Source organism: Salibacterium sp. K-3 (assembly GCF_054052005.1).
This window is the reverse complement of record NZ_JBSVZE010000001.1, coordinates 437,436-454,653: the sequence shown is the minus strand read 5'-3', so window position 1 is coordinate 454,653 and position 17,218 is coordinate 437,436. Positions and strand designations below refer to the sequence as shown.

The 17,218-nt window shown below is 50.3% G+C and carries 14 protein-coding genes; 7 read left to right on the top strand and 7 right to left on the bottom strand.

Annotated elements, in window-relative coordinates; translation table 11 throughout:
• Nucleotides 1-162: 162 nt before the first annotated feature.
• From allB to ACW9JV_RS02090, 3 genes are read left to right on the top strand one after another with little or no spacing between them, the layout of a single operon-like run.
• Nucleotides 163-1,587 carry an allantoinase AllB gene (gene allB / locus ACW9JV_RS02100; protein ID WP_457330877.1) on the top strand — a complete coding sequence of 475 codons (1,425 nt, stop codon included), beginning with the start codon at nucleotides 163-165 and terminating at the stop codon, nucleotides 1,585-1,587.
• Nucleotides 1,574-2,320, top strand: coding sequence for an oxygen-insensitive NADPH nitroreductase (nfsA, locus tag ACW9JV_RS02095; RefSeq protein WP_457330875.1), 747 nt, complete (start codon nucleotides 1,574-1,576; stop codon nucleotides 2,318-2,320). Before allB ends, nfsA begins: the two co-directional genes overlap by 14 nt.
• A 13-nt stretch (nucleotides 2,321-2,333) precedes the next feature.
• Complete coding sequence (locus ACW9JV_RS02090; protein WP_457330873.1) at nucleotides 2,334-3,632, top strand: CapA family protein; 1,299 nt, start codon at nucleotides 2,334-2,336, stop codon at nucleotides 3,630-3,632.
• A gap of 23 nt (nucleotides 3,633-3,655) precedes the next feature.
• Here ACW9JV_RS02090 and ACW9JV_RS02085 read toward each other — a convergent pair whose 3' ends face one another.
• From ACW9JV_RS02085 to ACW9JV_RS02070, 4 genes are all read right to left on the bottom strand, one after another.
• Nucleotides 3,656-3,847, bottom strand: a complete 192-nt coding sequence (locus ACW9JV_RS02085; protein WP_457330871.1) for a hypothetical protein — start codon at nucleotides 3,845-3,847, stop codon at nucleotides 3,656-3,658.
• A 422-nt stretch (nucleotides 3,848-4,269) separates the two neighbouring features.
• A complete protein-coding gene (locus ACW9JV_RS02080) occupies nucleotides 4,270-5,358 on the bottom strand; it encodes an ABC transporter ATP-binding protein (protein ID WP_457330869.1) in 1,089 nt (362 codons plus the stop codon).
• A complete protein-coding gene (locus tag ACW9JV_RS02075) occupies nucleotides 5,355-7,094 on the bottom strand; it encodes an ABC transporter permease (protein ID WP_457330868.1) in 1,740 nt (579 codons plus the stop codon). Before ACW9JV_RS02075 ends, ACW9JV_RS02080 begins: the two co-directional genes overlap by 4 nt.
• 13 nt (nucleotides 7,095-7,107) lie before the next feature.
• Nucleotides 7,108-8,139: an ABC transporter substrate-binding protein gene (locus tag ACW9JV_RS02070; protein ID WP_457330865.1), complete on the bottom strand. Its 1,032-nt coding sequence runs from the start codon at nucleotides 8,137-8,139 to the stop codon at nucleotides 7,108-7,110.
• Between the two features lie 403 nt (nucleotides 8,140-8,542).
• Between ACW9JV_RS02070 and ACW9JV_RS02065 the strand changes: the two genes are divergently transcribed.
• The 3 genes from ACW9JV_RS02065 to ACW9JV_RS02055 are packed head-to-tail and all read left to right on the top strand — an operon-like array spanning nucleotide 8,543 to nucleotide 12,047.
• Nucleotides 8,543-9,511, top strand: coding sequence for an AAA family ATPase (locus ACW9JV_RS02065; protein WP_457330864.1), 969 nt, complete (start codon nucleotides 8,543-8,545; stop codon nucleotides 9,509-9,511).
• Complete coding sequence (locus ACW9JV_RS02060; protein ID WP_457330862.1) at nucleotides 9,508-10,737, top strand: DUF58 domain-containing protein; 1,230 nt, start codon at nucleotides 9,508-9,510, stop codon at nucleotides 10,735-10,737. The genes ACW9JV_RS02065 and ACW9JV_RS02060 overlap by 4 nt, the downstream gene beginning before the upstream one ends.
• A complete protein-coding gene (locus ACW9JV_RS02055) occupies nucleotides 10,734-12,047 on the top strand; it encodes a DUF4129 domain-containing protein (protein WP_457330860.1) in 1,314 nt (437 codons plus the stop codon). Before ACW9JV_RS02060 ends, ACW9JV_RS02055 begins: the two co-directional genes overlap by 4 nt.
• Nucleotides 12,048-12,080: 33 nt before the next feature.
• Here ACW9JV_RS02055 and ACW9JV_RS02050 read toward each other — a convergent pair whose 3' ends face one another.
• On the bottom strand, nucleotides 12,081-12,374 hold the full coding sequence (locus ACW9JV_RS02050; RefSeq protein WP_457330858.1) for a hypothetical protein: 294 nt from the start codon (nucleotides 12,372-12,374) through the stop codon (nucleotides 12,081-12,083).
• On the opposite strand from ACW9JV_RS02050, the gene ACW9JV_RS02045 reads away from it, so the two are divergent.
• The gene (locus ACW9JV_RS02045) at nucleotides 12,349-12,798 is read left to right on the top strand and encodes a putative holin-like toxin (RefSeq protein ID WP_457330856.1); all 450 of its coding nucleotides are present in this window, start codon (nucleotides 12,349-12,351) and stop codon (nucleotides 12,796-12,798) included. The two genes, ACW9JV_RS02050 and ACW9JV_RS02045, sit on opposite strands and share 26 nt — an antisense overlap.
• Before the next feature lie 148 nt (nucleotides 12,799-12,946).
• Here ACW9JV_RS02045 and ACW9JV_RS02040 read toward each other — a convergent pair whose 3' ends face one another.
• The gene (locus ACW9JV_RS02040; protein WP_457330854.1) at nucleotides 12,947-13,870 is read right to left on the bottom strand and encodes a SurA N-terminal domain-containing protein; all 924 of its coding nucleotides are present in this window, start codon (nucleotides 13,868-13,870) and stop codon (nucleotides 12,947-12,949) included.
• A 219-nt stretch (nucleotides 13,871-14,089) separates the two neighbouring features.
• Nucleotides 14,090-16,852, bottom strand: coding sequence for an S-layer homology domain-containing protein (locus ACW9JV_RS02035; protein WP_457330852.1), 2,763 nt, complete (start codon nucleotides 16,850-16,852; stop codon nucleotides 14,090-14,092).
• Between the last annotated feature and the right edge of the window lie 366 nt (nucleotides 16,853-17,218).

The window sequence follows — 17,218 nt, the reverse complement described above, 5'->3', positions numbered from 1 at the left end:
GGTGGATCGTCCAGCAATGAAGGCATACGTTACAGGCGGAGTCGCCACCTTCCGCTCCTGCCTGACTTTTTTATTCCGTTTTGATCCCTTGATACAGCTCGTCTTCTCTTTGAAACAGGGAGGCATGGATTCTTAACCATTCCGATCAAGAAAGGATGATACATGTTGGCATGGCAGCAGCGTATTAAAAACGGAACCATTGTAACAGGAAACGAAACATACCAGGCTGATATTTATGTGGAGGATGGCAGAATAGCAGCCATTACCACAGAAGAGCTCCCGGGAGAGATCGAGGAAGACATCGATGCATCCGGAAAGCACGTATTTTCCGGATTTATGGACACCCATATTCATTCCCGTGATCCAGGCCCCACCCACAAGGAAGATTTCACCCACTCCACGAAGGCCGCGGCCGCGGGAGGACTGACGACGGTATTTGAAATGCCGAACACGAACCCGCCGGTCAATCACGCCGGCAATTTCGACCGGCAGCATGAACATCTTGGTTCACAGGCCAGCATCGACTTTGGGCTGTGGGGCATCTGCCTCGGCCACCTGAACGAAGATCACATTCCGGACCTGCATGATAAAGGGGTCATTGCATTTAAATTCTTCTGGGGCTATGCCGTTCATGAAGAGACATATCAGCTGATGTACAACTACAAACCCGGCATGGAAAAAGTCATTCCGCCGTTTCACGACGGAGAAGTCTATAAAATGATGGAAAACGTCGCCAAAACCGGCCAGGTGTTTGCGGTTCACGCGGAAAATAACGACCTGATCCAGACGCTCACCTCAAGGGTGGAAGAGCGGGGCGGCTCCACATACGAAGATCTGCTCGAAGGCCGGCCGGCACTTGCAGAAGTATTGACCGTTCAGACCGGCATCGAAATGGCAAAGGCTACCGGGGTCCGCTTTCATGTGCTCCATGTCAGCGCCGGCGAATCCGTCCGCCTGATCCGCAAAGCCCAGCAGGAAGGACTCCCGGTCACCGTCGAAACATGCCCGCACTTTCTGTTTTTATCAGCCGAAGACTTCGACCGGGTCGGCCCGAAAATGAAAGTGTACCCTCCGGTCAAGCATAAATCGGATCAGGACGAGATCTGGAAAGGCATCGCCGACGGCACCATTTCTCATGTGTGCTCCGACCACGCCCCGCATACACAGGAAGAAAAAGACGGCAGCCTCTGGTCGATACCGGCCGGGATGTGCGGCGTCGAAACGCTTGCTCCGTTAATGCTGAATGCCGTAAGCGAAGGACGGCTTTCCCTGCAGCGCGCCGCCCAGCTTCTCTCTGAAAATCCAGCCCGCCTGTTCGGCATCGCTCCGCAGAAAGGTACGATGCAGGCCGGGTCGGATGCGGACTTTACGATTGTTGATATGGAGAAGAAAGGCACCATCAAGCAGGACAACCTCCACAGCAAAAGCAAAGTCACCGCCTATGACGGCTTTTCTGTGAAAGGATGGCCGGTCCGGACGATTGTCCGGGGCCGCACGGTCATGAAAGACGGCGATATCGTGACGGAGGGACACGGTACGCTGATTCAACCTTCAAGCACGGGACAGACAGTCTATGGAACATCGTAATCCAACGTCCGAATTGATTCAGAACCACCGCTCCATCCGACGTTTTAAAGAAGAACCGGTGCCCCGTGACGTGCTGGAAGATATTATCCGGTCCGCACAGTGGGCCCCGACGTCTCATAATGTGCAGGCATACACGATTATTTCTGTCACCGATCCCAGTATTCGAAGCCGTCTGGAGGAATTGTGCGGGCCCCAGCGCTACGTCGGCTCCGCACCCGTCTTTCTTGTCTTTACCGCTGATTTTCACAAACATGAATTCATCAGCAGAGAGCAAGGAACAAGGTTTGAGATGGAAGAGTCCGAGAATGTTCTTGTCGGAGCGGTGGATGCCGCTCTCGCCGCCCAGAACGCTTTTATTACCGCGAAATCATACGGGCTCGGCGGCGTCATGATCGGCGGTATCCGCAATCACCCCTATGACGTGGCCCGCCTTCTTGATCTGCCGAAATGGACGTTTCCGGTCATGGGAATGTGTCTTGGCACCCCGGACCATCTTCCCGGGCAGAAACCGCGTTTCCCGCTGGAAGGCGTGTGGCATGAAAACCACTATGACAGGCAGCGCATCCAGGAAGCGCTCCCCGTTTTTGAAGACACTACCCGCGCGTATTACCAGAACCGGGCCTCGAACCCGAAATCCGAAAGCTGGACAGAACAGATGGCTTCTTATCTGGCAGCGCCGCGCCGCCCGCAGATGACGACCTTTCTAAAGGATCAGGGATTCACTTTAAAATAAAGGAGAGCCCAGCATGACCGGACCAATCACCTTTACCGCAGCAGGAGACTGCTTTATCACAAGGCGTCTCCCGGAAAAAGCACCGCAGGCCGAAGCGCTTCAGCGATTTTTAGAACAGGCGGACGTACGCTTTGCCAACCTGGAGGTTACCGCCCACAACCGGGAAGGCGTCCCGTCCCCTGTCAGCGGCGGTACGTGGGCGATGGCTGACCCCGGTGTGCTGGATGATCTCGCGTATTACGGCTTTAATATGCTGAACGGCGCCACCAATCATGCCCTCGATTACCTGTACGGCGGACTTGCTTCCACAGAGGAGAACGTCAAAAAACGCGGCTTTGTATATGCCGGTACAGGGCCGAATCTTGCCGATGCCTCGGCGCCGGTCTACCTCGAAACACCGAAGGGAAGGGTCGCCCTGATCGCCTGCACGTCCACCTTTTTTGATTTCTGGGCGGCAGGCGAACAAGGCCGTGATCTTTCCGGACGTCCGGGAGTGAACCCACTCCGCTATCAAACCGTACACAGAGTCAGCCGGGAAGATATGGACGCGCTCCGCCGGATCGCCGGAAAAACGGATGTGAACGCCGACACCAACCTGGCGGTGAAAGAGGGGTTTCTCCCGCCCCCGGATGATAAACGGCTGAATGTGGGGCCGCTTGCGTTTGAAGAAGGCGGAGCCGCCGGAACGAGACGCACCCCTCATCCAGTTGATAAAGACCGCCTTCTCCGGAAAGTGAAGGAGGCCAAACGGCAGGCGGATGTCGTCCTTGTCAGCATCCATTCCCACGAGATGGACGGCGAGGATAAAGCCGCCCCTGCCGATTTTCACCAGGAGATCGCGCATGCGCTGGTCGATGCCGGCGCAGACAGCATTATCAGCCACGGTCCCCACATTCTCCGCGGCATTGAACTGTATCAGGGAAAACCAATCTTTTACAGCATCGGGAACTTTATTTTCCAGAATGATACTGTTACGCATCTGCCGACGGATTTTTATGAAAAATATTCCCTCGACGACGACGCAGGCATCGCGGATGCACTCGATGTCCGGAGTGACTACGGACGGAAGGGGCTCGGCGTAAATCCGGAAGTATGGCGTTCGGTCGTACCTTACTGGGAAATGGAAGACGGCGAATTGACAAAGCTTACGCTCCACCCGATTGAACTCGGGTATCACCTTCCCCGTTACCGGAAAGGATGGCCCGCATTTTCCGGAGACCGGAGCACCCTGGAGCATCTCCAGGCCCTGTCCGCTCCGTTTGGAACGACCATTTCCATCAATAAAAATGGAGCCGGAGAAGTTCAGGTGTAACCCTGCTTCCCCGGCTCGTTTTGTTACAGCTCCTGCTTCAGGTCGAATTCTTCCACGAATTCGTCGTAATCGATACCGATAATGCCGCAGTACCGCTTCACATTTCCGAAAAAATCAAAATCCCCGTCCACCGGCTTATCCCGGTTTTCAGAATAATACAACAACAATTCATATAACTCCTTAAAGGCCTGGGCTTTCGTCAACTGTTCGCTCATCGGGCGTCCCTCCTTCTATGAATATGAAAAAAATCCTGATGGTTTATGTTATCTCACTCTATCCCCCGGTAAGAGAGAGATGGAAAGAAGGGATAGAGATTACATTATAACATAAACATCAGGACCCATGACACAAACCTATGGAAGGGGTTATGTTTGTATCATCTCACACAGAAAGCCCTTTCTATATGTTATGTTGGCTGAAAAATTTGGACATTCGTTGTTTTCCGGTACATACACGGTATTGGCGGCGCGTGTTCCATCGGGGCTTTCCGGTTTATGCATCGATTCTGCTGCTTTATCTATTGATTCTCTTTTTTCTCTATCGATTCTCGACCGATCCTCCATTTTCTGCATCGATTCTCCGCATTTATGAATCGATTCTCCTTCCCGCTGCATTGATCCTTCGATTTTTTCTATTGTCACGAATGAACGAGTGCATGGTCGGCTGCATCGGTACGACGGTTAATGAGTGGCGTATCCTTTAACGTCAGAAAGACTTCATCTCCAATCGATACGGCATCCTCCACCGGAGCGTGAACCGTCCAATGATACCCGTTCACTTCTACGATATAATGCATTTCTTTTCCATGATATTGGCAGCTGATGATCTCTCCTTTCAACCCTTCCCCTCTTTCATTTAACTGAAATTGTTCCGGGCGCACCGGCATCTTTCCATTTTTCATAAACGTCGAAGCAACCTCCCGGCACGTCCACAAAACAGCTTCGTCTTCAAACGGGTGGAAGCCATCTTCAACCCAGATACCAGGAACTATATTTGCTTTTCCAACAAATCCGGCTGTAAATTCCGTCTGTGGAAACCTGTAAATATCCTGAGGCTGCCCGATTTGTTCTATCGTCCCATGATTCATGACAAGAATACGGTCGGCCATCGCCAGGGCTTCCGCTTGATCATGGGTGACGTATACGATCGATGTCCCGGTTTTTCGATGGATGGCCTGAATTTCTTTACGCATTTCCAGACGTAGCCCGGCATCCAGACTACTTAACGGTTCATCCATCAGCAGCAGAGAGGGTTCTGCTGCAATGGCTCTGGCAAGTGCCACCCGTTGTTTCTGTCCGCCTGAGAGAGCATTCGGCATTCGTTCCGCGTAATCCTGAAGTCCAACCATAGCCAGCACTTCATTCACACGGTCTTTCTTCCGTTTCTTTAATCCTTTGGAGACATATTTATGATGATCCAAAGGAAAAGACAGCTGTTCTCTTACCTTCATATGAGGCCACAAGGCAAAGGACTGGAACACCATACCGATGTTACGTTTTTCCGGAGGAACAATGTGACCCGGCGCTGCTGTTTCTACATGATCAATCTCTATGCTGCCGCATGTAGGAGTTTCAAATCCAGCAAGCAGCCGGAGCAGAGTTGTTTTACCACAGCCGGACGGCCCGAGAATAGCAAGGAATTCCCCGTCCTTCACCTCTAGATCAACGGAAGAAAGCGCAGTCGTCTCTCCAAACAGTTTCTTTACATCCCGTAACGTTGCACTCATGTCTTCACCACTTTCTTTTTCCAAATCTGATAAGCCAGCATGACAACACCTATAACCGTTAGCATCAGAAGAACCACCATGGTGGAAAAGGCGGTGGAATAATGCGTATAACCCGCTTGTTCAAAATCAAAAATCGTTACTCCTATCGTTTCATTTCCTGTCGACATCAAGAGGGAAGACACGGTCAGTTCAGTAAATGATGTTAAAAAAACAAGCAGTGTACCGCTGATTAACCCGGGCAGAAGAAGGGGAACCATGATTTTTCTCCACTTAGTGAATCCTTTGGCACCTGAGACGTGAGATGCTTCCTCCATGGAAACATCCACCTGCATAAATGCAGTCATGCTGCCACGCACTTGTAACATCATAAAACGGGTAATATAGGCAATCATTAATATACCAACACTTCCATAGATTCCTGGATTCCAGCCCGGTACCGGTTCCATCCAGGCAAAGATCATCGCAAGAGCCAGTACAATACCGGGCAGTGCATATGGCAGACCAACGACCAGCTCGGCACTTCTTGTGAGCAGGGACGGTTTACGCACCCGGTAATATGCCAGAACAGTACCTGCAATCAAGGCGGTACCCGCTGTCCATAAAGCCAGCATCAGACTGTTTCCAATCGCGCCCTGTGCTTTTTCATTGTCAAACAGCAGAAATTCATAATTTTCAAGGGTTATCGTCTCCAGACTGAAATCCACACCATACGCAGAAAGCAGGGAGGATGACATCATCGATGATAATGGGACGAAGCTGATGAAAAGAAGAAAACCCCAGACAGCCATTTCTACCGGAAGACGCCACGGTCCGAGATAAAAACGGGGACCCGCTTCTTCATGGGTGGTTTCCAGCTGCTTCGATTTTCGCAGCAGCAGCCATTGCAGGAGTGTGCCGAGCAGAGCGATGATTCCAAGCAGTACCGATAATACCGCCGCCCGGGAAAAAGCAGAGGGCCCAAATCCTACTACTTCCTGATAAATGGCTGTACTCAAAACGGTAATATTACCTGGAATGCCAAGAAATGCAGGAATTCCAAAGTTATCAAGGTTAGCTAAAAAGGCGATCAAACCGCCTCCGGCAATACCAGGAAGGGCAAGAGGGAGCGTAACCTTTCGGAAGACAGTCCACCTCCGTGCCCCGGAAGCCCGCGCCGCAAATAATAAGTCCTGCGGAATTTTACGCAGGACAGCTGCCGTAAAAAGATAAACAAGCGGATAATGGGAAAGCCCCAGCATGAATATCATACCGGGCATCGTATATAGATCGAGCGCCGGCATATTTCCCGGCAGGCCCTCCAGCAGCCCGGTAAACCAGCTGGAACTTCTCAACAGCTGTGCCCATGACAATGTGATGATATAGGACGGAATAATAAAGGGCAGGAGCACCAACACGTGAATAACCTGTTTTGCACGTATATCACTGTACGTTACGAGCCATGCCATGAAGACACCGAGAAGTAAAGCTATGATGGTGGATCCTGTTACCATCCAAAACGTGTTCTGCATGACTGTCCACGTGGATGCGTCCGACAACACCCCGCTGTAGTGGCTCCACGTCGGGACCGCTTCCTCTGTGGCACTGAGCCACACTAGACGAAGAATCGGAAGGACAAAGAACAGAAATAAAAGCAGCAAGCTTACTGTCATCCACACCCGTTTCTGCCGAAACAAGGCGGACAATACGAAAAACCAGGAAGCAGAACCTTGCCGGTTTATGTTCGCTGATTCTTCCATGTGCAGGACACTCCTATTCCTGCCCACCAACGATATCAGAGAATTGCTGTTTATCTTCCTCACGGGTTTCCAGCAGTTCTTCGACATCATGGGACAGGACATTCATTTCATCCGCTGTTTTCAATCCTTCCGGAGCCTCGATTCCCTCCCGGATCGGTGTATAGCCAACATCCGCTGAAATGGTCTGACCTTCCTCAGACAGGACAAAATCCACAAATGCTTTAGCTGCTTCTTCGTTTTCGGTATTCTCCATAATTCCAATCGGTTCCGTAATAACAGGTACGCCTTCATCCGGGTAAACCAATTCTACCGGCGACCCTTCTGCTGCCGCTCTTGCTACAATGAAATCGACGACCATTCCGTAAGATTTTTCACCGGATGCCACTGCTTCCAGTACACCACCGTTCCCCTGAACCACCGATATGCCATTATCACTGAGGCTTTCGAAATACTCCCAGCCAAAATCATCTTTACGACTCATCACTCCTACATTATAAGCAGCTGCCCCTGAATACAGCGGACTGGGCATGATGCTGTCGCCGGCTGCTGTTTCTTCTGTAAGTACCTTCCAGGAATCCGGCGTTTCATCCACTTCCTCCGTATTAACTGCCAGGATCGTGGACATGATTTTTGTACCGTAGTACTGATGATCCGGATCGATAAATTCTTCTGAAATGCCGTCGGCTTCCGGCGACTCATAGGACATCAGCATATCTTCTTTTTTCAGGGATTCAAATGTTACAGAGTCCGCTACGAGCATGACATCCGCCTCAACATCCCCCGCTTCTTTCTCAGCTTCCACCTTGCTGATGACTTCTTCTGTTCCGGATCGAAAGACGTCTACATTGACATCAGGATATTGTTCATTAAAAGCGGATACGAGAGTGGAAGCATCTTCATCCGGCTGTGACGTATAGAAGCTCAATTCACCTTCTAAACCGTTCGCCTGTGCATCCGCTCCTTCGGAACTTTCCCCGTCTTCTCCGCAAGCTGCCAATATTCCCATGATTACTGTTCCAAGCAATAATGCGCTTAAATGTCTCATTCTATCTCTCCTCTTTTGTTAACATGCGTTACTCTAAACCAGTGTTTCAACTTGTTTCTGCTTATTTGAGTATGTCAGGTGACAATACAGCAGCCCTTCTCCATGACCTAGATGTATCACTTAAATGGTCTTTATTCATGCGGTTCATCCACTTCCTTTGTTTTTCTCTTCGAAGTATGTTTCATCTCCGTTTCTTACTCTACAAGAAGAACGTTAACCTTTTGTAAAACCGTTCCTAGTTTTCTGTAAATAATTATGAAGGAAGGTTAATAATGAAATCGTCAGCTTTATTTCACCTTCGATGCAGACGCTGTCTGTATGAATAAGAAATTGAGCTATACGTCGACAAATACAGGCAGGGTGCGTTATGCTGAACATAACTAGTTGGAAGATGGAGGAAATAATGATGGATGGCACCGATATACATACCGTGCTGGAAGACATTCATACAGAACTGAAACATGTCGTCATCGGAAGGCAGAAAGAATGCCGCCTGTTTCTGACAGCTCTGCTCGCAAACGGTCACATTCTCCTGGAAGATCTGCCGGGAATGGGGAAAACAACACTGGTGAAAGCATTCGCGGCGGTTCTGGATTGTTCCTGGCAGCGGGTGCAGTGTACTCCGGACCTGCTCCCTTCCGATATCACCGGGAGCTCTGTCTTTGACCCAAAAACATCGGCGTTCACCTTCCGCAAAGGACCGGTGTTCACTCAAATGCTTCTCGTGGACGAAATCAACCGGGCACTGCCGCGTACCCAATCCAGCCTGCTCGAGAGTATGGAAGAACGGCAGGTATCGGTGGATAGTCATACCTACCGCCTGGAAGAGCCGTTTATGGTAGTCGCCACCCAGAACCCTGTGGAAACGGAAGGAACCTTTCCGCTTCCGGAAGCCCAGCTCGACCGCTTTCTTATAAAGATTGGCATGGATTATCTGGAACCGGAACAGGAAGAAGCGATGCTCGCTCAACTCGGTCATTCCCTACCGTTTGAGCGCATCACGGCCGTTCTCGATGCTTCCATGATTGCATCGTTTCGAAAACAGTGTGAAAACGTACAGGTTCATCCCGATATCCGCTCCTATATTGTGAACCTTGCCAATGCAACAAGAGATCACTCCCATATCGAAATCGGCATCAGCCCCCGTGCTGTCAAAGCGTTGTACCAGGCAGTAAAAGCATGGGCTTTTCTCGACGGCCGTGACTTTGTCGAGCCGGATGATGTGAAAACGCTGCTTCCTTATGTATGGAGCCACCGCCTGATTCTTGCTTCCGAAGCGGCTTTTCAGGATTGGACACCGGAAACCGTGTTGCAGGAAGACATTCTAAAAAACACCCCGCTGCCGGCAGAAAAGGTGGAACGGCAGTCATGACGGACAGCGATCTGGGTTACCGCACCCATGACCACCGGCCGCAGAGCCTTTTCTTCGCCGACTATATGGGATGGGTACTGCTGGTATTCATCGGGACGGCGTTATGGTTTCAGATCATCCCTTTGATCGCCATCAGTGCCTTCCTGTATATTCTCCATTTATTTATTCATTTCTGGAAAAAATCGATATGGAACGGGATCTCCCCTGCTCTTCATTTACCACGGACCCGGGTCTTTAACGGCGGTACATTTACAGCACATGCTTCTCTTTCCAATAAGAAATGGCTTCCGATCACCTGGGTCGAATGGGAGCAGTGGACCGACAGCGGGATTCAATGGAAGGAATCAACAGAACATTCCTTCCGCCTCCGAGTGCTGTGGCTGCTGCAGTATCAGCAGGTCAGCTGGGATATGGAAGGGACAGCGGTCCGCCGCGGAGTGTATTCGATTGGGGATATCCACCTTCATTCCGGGGATCCGTTTCGTTTCACAGAAGAAATGAAAACATGGCATCTGAACCGCGTCCTCTATGTGTACCCTGCACTGCTGTCCGTCACGCCACCTGCTCTTTCCGCCTCGATGTCCTGGGAAATGAAAGGCACTCATGGTGGGTTCATCGAAGATCCTTTGCTCATTCAGGGAATCCGCGAGTATGAAGCAGGGGATGAATGGAGCCGGATCGACCAGCGCGCCACTGCCAGAACCGGGAGTTGGAAAACGCGCATATTCCAGCCGGTCATGACAAAAGAGTGGTACGGGGTGCTGGACATGACCGGCTTCCGGGAAGATGACAACAGCATTCCGTCCGACCCCCTGGAAAAAGTTCTTTCGATCATGGCTTCAACGGCCCTTTATTACAACAGACGGAATATACATACTGGGCAGATCATGAACGCTCTGAACCACAACACCCTACTGCTTCCTCCTATCCCTGCGCAGAAAAATGCCACACCGTTTCTCGATAACCTTGCCAAACTGATACCTCATGCCGGTATGTCGTCTCTTCGTCTGCTGGAGGAGGTCTCCCGCCGCGTCCAATCCGGGAGCCCTGTATATGTATTCTGTGACACAGTCTCAGAAACACATTTCCGGTGGTTTCAAAGCCAAAGAAAAGACCGGCACCGGCTGACCTTTTACTATCTCCATGAGTCCAAATGGGCCCGGCAGCTTGGACATTCCGCCCAGCCGGTGGAAGGGCTCATGTCCGAACAGGAGGAAGAACCATGAACAATGGAAGCAGCTTGGGAAAAACAGCTGTCATGATGTTCTGTGACAGCGTGTGGATATATTTCATTATTATGCTTTTTGCCGCTCCAGAGCAGTGGCTGGAGTCGTACGCTTCTCACCCTCTGCTCTGGACAGGGATACCTTGTCTGGCACTGCTTATCAGTCTGAGTGCGGGTAAACTACCGCCCCGTGCTGCTTTTGTTGTTCATGTCCTGGTTCTTGCCGTTGTGCTGCTGCCCTTGTGGAAGAACGGATATGACGCCAACTGGAGCTATTCCTTTATCATCTCGGCCGCTATCGCCTATTTGTATATTCGGACAAGCCTGCACACTTTTTCCCCACCTTCAAGGCTGCAGATGCTGCTGCGGTTTGAAGGAACGGTTGCGCTCTACTTCTTTTTAGTCATTGTGAATGAAGTACGGGATGTGTTCCCATGGTTTTTTCATCTTCTTTTTGGTGCCGCTCTTTTACTGAGCCTTAGCGGCATGTTATTTACATTATATGAAAACGAAGAAGATAACGGGCAGGAAATACTGACAAAAACATCCGGTTCACCGGGATCTCTGCCTGTGATTTTCGGCGTGATAGGAGGCGGTGCGGGGCTCTTGTTTGTGCTGCTTTTCATCCCCGGCATCCAGCACGCCTTTACGGCTCTGCTTACCGTCATATGGGAAGGCCTCGTATGGATCGGAACAGGGATTTCCAATGGTTTCATGCAGCTCATGAATCTGCTTCCCCGTTCGGAGACGGAAGGAGGGCTCCCTTCTGCTCCGGAAACCCCGGAGGTATCAGATGCAGAACGGCCCTCTTCCTACATCCAGCTTCCGATTCCGTTGATCCTGACGATCTCCGCCATTCTTATCGGGATCATGGCGCTCTGGCTGACGTCCCGTCTTCTGAAAAAACGCAGGCCTTCCAGCCGTGTAACCATGCAGCGCACCCGGATCCCGGGAGAACCTTTGACCCGAATGCTGCTGCGGTGGCTGCGGCGTCTATTTGCCCGTCTTCGACATCGATGGCTGCGGAGGTTTCCGGCGTTTTACTCCTTTTATGTGTATTGGGAATTCCACCAATTCCGCCGCTGGGCAGGACGCCGCGGGATTCACCGCCAGGCCGGTGAGACAGCGCTGGAGTTCGCTGAGCGGTCCCGTGCTGCTTTATCGATGGAAGACACGGCCGCTCAAAGTCTCCAGCAGCTTGCTCTGACGTATTCCGCTGTCTATTACAGCGAAGGGCGGACGGCACCGGATTACAATCCAGACCCACTGAAACAGTTTATGAAACAAAATAAATATTGGTCTCGAGGATAAATAAAAACAGCCTGCCGCGGCAGACTGTTTCATTTATCCTCTTCGCATGTCGGTTACAGCGTTGACGATCAACCATATGGCAGCGATCGTATGCAGCAGCCAGCCGATCACAGGGATCCAGGCCAAAACCGATGTGATCATGCCGAAAATATTGGGCGCCTTCGACGTGCGGTACACATACGCAATGACGACGGCGATAAGATGAAGAATAAAAGCTGTTCCCAGCGCACCATACCCGGTGGACACAACAATCGTTCCTCCGATAAAGGGGATCGCAAGCATTGCTTCGTACCCGCCGGTGATGAACTTGGCAATCGCAGAAATCATCGACAAAAACCTCCTTTTGTACAAATCGCTCCTCTTCTTCTACCATTCCCGAAACACTCGAGGTTCACGCATCTATTTTATGCAGACAGCATCGAATTGGTCTCCTTTTTATGAAAGGAATCCGCTTAAAGTCATAAGGCATTTCGGCGCATTGTGTAGAACCATCCGGGAAAAAGTCGCGGGATGGGGTTGGAGCCTCCGCACAGTAGGAAAAACCGCCCCATACGTTATCACCTGTTTTCGTAAAATGTACAAGAAACGCTATGATTCTTACAATTTATGGTATACTAAACATGCTGGTCCTCACGCAGAATGGGTGATCCTCTGGCAGGAGGAGGTGATCCCCTTGAGTCCGTTTGAAGCACTGAGCCTGATGGTAAGCTTCGGGATGCTGATAGCGGTTCTTGTGGCACGACGAAACTAATGATTTGGATTACACTCATTCTGCCGCTGCCCGGGCTGTAAAACTCTCTCTGGTAACCAGACTCTGATATGAAGATCATTCCCGGGCAGTATGAACACCTCATGTCATAAAAACCCCTGAGCTTTATACTCAGGGGTTTGAGGGGAAGTTACAGATTGATCGATACATCGGCTTCTTCACGAAGCTTTTTAACCAACGTCTGGGTTGCTTGAGATTCCTTCTGGTTTTTCACCTGGGTCTTCAGGTCCGGTTTCATTTCTTCAAAGGAAGGAATGCTGGATTCACTGCTGCTTTCTCCTCCGCTTTCACTTCCTTCGCTATTTTCACTTCCACTGCTGTCTTCGCTGCTGCTGTCTCCGCTGCCTCCGCTGTTTGCCGCCTGCTGCTGAGCCTTTATCTTCTCATATGCCTGTTTCAATTCTTCTTCTGTCGGTTCAATGTCGCCAGCTTCTTCCGAAATAAGCTGATCAACTTTCACCTGGTTTGCAACCTGATTTCTGACTTCTTCTTCACTCATTCCCTGTTGTTCTTTCAAGGTGGACATGAGCTTATCCTGGGATTCCAGGTTATTCTGTTTCACGAGGTCGCTCAGTGTGCTGTTGATCTGCTCTTCGGATGCTTCAATGCCCCGGTTATCAGCTTCCTGGCTTAACAGCTCGGCTCCTACCATACTATCAGCCACCTGCTGTTTCAGCTCGTCCTGATTCATCTCCTTCCCGGTCATCTGATACTGCATGGCCATCCGCTGGAAACGGCTCTTGTACGTCGATGTAAACTCTTCACCGGAGATTTCTTCCCCATTCACTGTCGCTACAACGTCTGGAATGTTTTCTGTTTCAGGTTCAGGCATGGAAGACTGCTGCGAGCTGTCGCTGCTCTCAGATTCCGAACCGCTGTCTTCAGAGTCTTCACTGTTCCCGCTCTTTTCGCTGTCACCGCTTTCCTCGGACTGCTGTTCTTCCGATCCTGCGTTCTCTCCGCTGTTTTCTCCGGATGAATCACTACATGCTGCAATCATGGAAACAAACACAGCCAGGGCAAAACTTACTAATACTTTTTTAAACAATGTCATTCTCCTTTTTCGTTAAACTTCTGTTATTATCATGTGAAATACCGCTGCATCGGTTGCTGTAAACCGTCATGGTATCAACCCTGCATCTTTATCCCCCCAAAATGATGACACATCCTCCTTATTATGATTCTAATCTATCATCGCAATGTATCAGGAATGTGTCAAAACGAAAAAACCCTGCAGAGAAAATTTCTCTGCAGGGCAGATACAGTGTTTTGCTCATGAAGTGGTATTCGCTTCAACAACGAAGCTTGCGCCGCCGTAAGCTTCTTTTAGTTCAACGACAGCCTGTTCGTCGTTCGGGGAATACGTAACGCTTGCAATCATCTCGGTACTAAGTTCTGCATCGGAGGACACCAGCTGATTGATGTCATCAATCTGCCAATTTCCTTCCGTATCCTCGGATACATCCAGTGCATCCACATCGTCGGCGAGTTCCAGATTGTCAATCTGGGAAATGCTGTTTTCCACTTCGACCTCAACCTGTGCAAGGGTTGTCGTGAAGTCGCCTTCGACATGTTCGAGATAAATCTCAGCTGTTCCTTCGGATTCACCGGAAACGTTAAACTCCAGCGCTTCTTGTGCGGTGACGTCCATGGTTTCGCCGTCCGCAACCGTTGCTACCTCTTCATCGCTCGTGCGCACCTGAAGGTCTCCGGAGTCATTGAGATTGGAAAGTGCACTTTCGATCTCGCTGTCACTCAGGTTAATGTCTTCGTACATCGCGCTGGTGCTGACGGTGAAATCAAGTTCTTCCGAATCCTGATTGATCGTACCATTTTCGAGCGCATCCTGCAGATCAACGGATTCCGGATCGGCGGAAAGACTGAACTCGTCCACATCTTCGGAATCAAGCTGCACGAATTCAAGAGTTGTCGTACCGATGGCTTCGCTACTGTGGGTGAATTCAATCTGATATTCGCCTTCCAGATCTTCCGGATACGACACGTTGATTTTTCCTTCACTGTCGACATCCGCCTGACCGGAAGTTACCTGACTGCCGTTTTCATCTGAGATTGTGTAATTGACCGTTTCTCCTTCGCCGTACGGCTGGTCGTACTGATCCAGGACGGTGAATGTATCAGCGGTAGCATTTGTTGTATAACGCTTGGTTGATTCGTCAGCTTCCATGCTGGTGATTTCCTGGTTGGCGACCACTTCTACGTCATACTCCACCGGATTATCCATGCCTTCAAAATGAACGCTCAGTGTGACCTCACCCTCACCGGTTACCTGAAGACCGTCGTCGTTGTAATAGGCAATCGAAGCATCACTGGATGTCACACTTTCAATGCCCGGGAAGGACGCTTCATCGGCATCCACTTCTTCTCCGAAATCATTCACGCCGGCAACAGGCTCGAAGGTATACCCTTCATGGTCCGGTGTCACAAAGTCATTATCGTGACGTTCACCGTCATTAAAGAGACCAACCTCTGTCACTTCGCTCACGTCACTTTCTGCGCTGACGTTGACTTCCATTTCTTCAGACTCGACTTCATTGCCGTCTTCATCCGTAATGGATACCGCATAACGGAATGTATCTGGAATGTCACTGTTTGTCCCGTCGATGATGCCTTCCTGCTGCGCTGCATCGGTATCAAACGGAGCTTCGTTGGAATTATACAGGAATTCCACTTCATATCCGGCATCCTCGAGTTCTTCCACGGACAGGTTGCGGATACCGTTAACCGTGAAGCTGAGCTCCTGGTCTTCTGCCTCACGGATCTGGTCGGTTGTAGCTTCTACAGATTCCACGTTAATTTCGGAATAGTCAAAATCCGCTTCAAAGCCGTTCACCATCAACGTGCCGGCCATGCCTTCCAGATCGTTGTCTCCATGATCGACGACGATAGACTCTCTGTCTTCACCAATTTCCACATTGGTCGGATCAACATTGATTTCTTCATCGTCTTCGGTCATGACAGAGATGTCGAGCTTCTCTTCCACATCCGAGCTGTCCCAGTCTTCATTCAACTGCTCATCAAGCATGATTTCAAAAGAAGATGTTGACTGAACGGAAATATCATCAACGGCGATATCACCCTGGGTGCCTCCGCCGGTAAAGACCATGCCGGTATCCTGCCCATCATACGAAAGGCTGTATTCTTCATCATCGGTCTGTTCCTCCGTTGTCAGGCGGACGACCGTGCCATCTGCATCCTGACTGGCTTCAGAGTCTTCCGGTGCGATCGTTTCGGCATCCACCACATCCAGATTCGGATCGATGGAGAAGTGGTCCGCTTCGATATCTCCTTCCACACTGCCGTTAAAACTTACTTCTACCGTTGTGTTGTTCACTGCCTGCACGTTTGCAACTTCCGCTTCCGCGTCTTGATCAACCTGCATGGCACGGTCAAGAAAGACCGCAAACTGTGCTCTTGTTACCGTTTCATCCGGACGGAACATGTTATTGGCCGTATCGGTAATATCATACTGCGCCAGGATACGCACATTATCGCGGTGGCTTTCGTGTACTTCATTAATATCCTCTACGTCTGCTTCCACGTCTTCTCTCGGCTCGAGATCAAAAGCTCTTACCATAATCGTGGCCATCTGTTCACGGGATAGATCCATTCCCGCCGCAAACATGGTATTATCCTGGCGGCCGCGGATTAATCCAGCTTCTTTTACTGCCGCCGCAACAGGGGTGAAATAACTGTCATCTGTCAAATCTTCAAAAGGAGCCTCGGCATCTTCATTTACATCAAGGTTAAACGCTGCCGACAGCATCGCAGCCACCTGGCCGCGGTTGATTTTTTCGCCCGGACGGTATTCCCCATCCGGATAACCGCTGATAACACCGTCTTCAGCCAGTTTCTGGATAGAGTCTGAGGCCCAGTAGTCGTTGTCGACATCAGGGAATGACTCCGCTGCGTCTGCCTGCTGTACGTCTGCCGGTGTCACAGCACCTGCTGCTGCCACCATGGCTGCTGATACGGATCCTGCTAGAAATTTGCGATAAGTTCTAGGTTGATATGCCACACTATCTCCTCCTTCAGGAAAATTGGTTGCTTCCATTTTCGGACCCTGGCATGCTATATACCTGAATCTTCTAAGTATTAAACACAGAACCCAAAAATGGTTGGGGATGTAAACCTATTCCGGTCATTCCCTATTTTCACTTTAGAAGAAACCTCTATCTTTGAAAATCATTCCTCCGTATCATTTCCACGCCGCACCTGAAGGTCTACATACAACGACGCAGGCGGTTCTTCGTTATTTTCTTCCAAATCTATCAGCTGGTGGTGCTGTTATCTATTTATATCCTTGTTTATCCACCAAAACTGTGGGCGCGGTGCAAGAAGGTTTAGAGGAAACTGAATGAAGCAGAAAAAATAACAGTGGACA

What these genes read in the sequence shown, in the direction of transcription:
- allB (WP_457330877.1), top strand. Translation starts at nt 163, where the DNA reads ATGTTGGCATGGCAGCAGCGTATTAAAAACGGAACCATTGTAACAGGA.
- nfsA (WP_457330875.1), top strand. Translation starts at nt 1,574, where the DNA reads ATGGAACATCGTAATCCAACGTCCGAATTGATTCAGAACCACCGCTCC.
- ACW9JV_RS02090 (WP_457330873.1), top strand. Translation starts at nt 2,334, where the DNA reads ATGACCGGACCAATCACCTTTACCGCAGCAGGAGACTGCTTTATCACA.
- ACW9JV_RS02085 (WP_457330871.1), bottom strand. Translation starts at nt 3,847, where the DNA reads ATGAGCGAACAGTTGACGAAAGCCCAGGCCTTTAAGGAGTTATATGAA.
- ACW9JV_RS02080 (WP_457330869.1), bottom strand. Translation starts at nt 5,358, where the DNA reads ATGAGTGCAACGTTACGGGATGTAAAGAAACTGTTTGGAGAGACGACT.
- ACW9JV_RS02075 (WP_457330868.1), bottom strand. Translation starts at nt 7,094, where the DNA reads ATGGAAGAATCAGCGAACATAAACCGGCAAGGTTCTGCTTCCTGGTTT.
- ACW9JV_RS02070 (WP_457330865.1), bottom strand. Translation starts at nt 8,139, where the DNA reads ATGAGACATTTAAGCGCATTATTGCTTGGAACAGTAATCATGGGAATA.
- ACW9JV_RS02065 (WP_457330864.1), top strand. Translation starts at nt 8,543, where the DNA reads ATGATGGATGGCACCGATATACATACCGTGCTGGAAGACATTCATACA.
- ACW9JV_RS02060 (WP_457330862.1), top strand. Translation starts at nt 9,508, where the DNA reads ATGACGGACAGCGATCTGGGTTACCGCACCCATGACCACCGGCCGCAG.
- ACW9JV_RS02055 (WP_457330860.1), top strand. Translation starts at nt 10,734, where the DNA reads ATGAACAATGGAAGCAGCTTGGGAAAAACAGCTGTCATGATGTTCTGT.
- ACW9JV_RS02045 (WP_457330856.1), top strand. Translation starts at nt 12,349, where the DNA reads ATGAACTTGGCAATCGCAGAAATCATCGACAAAAACCTCCTTTTGTAC.
- ACW9JV_RS02050 (WP_457330858.1), bottom strand. Translation starts at nt 12,374, where the DNA reads ATGATTTCTGCGATTGCCAAGTTCATCACCGGCGGGTACGAAGCAATG.
- ACW9JV_RS02040 (WP_457330854.1), bottom strand. Translation starts at nt 13,870, where the DNA reads ATGACATTGTTTAAAAAAGTATTAGTAAGTTTTGCCCTGGCTGTGTTT.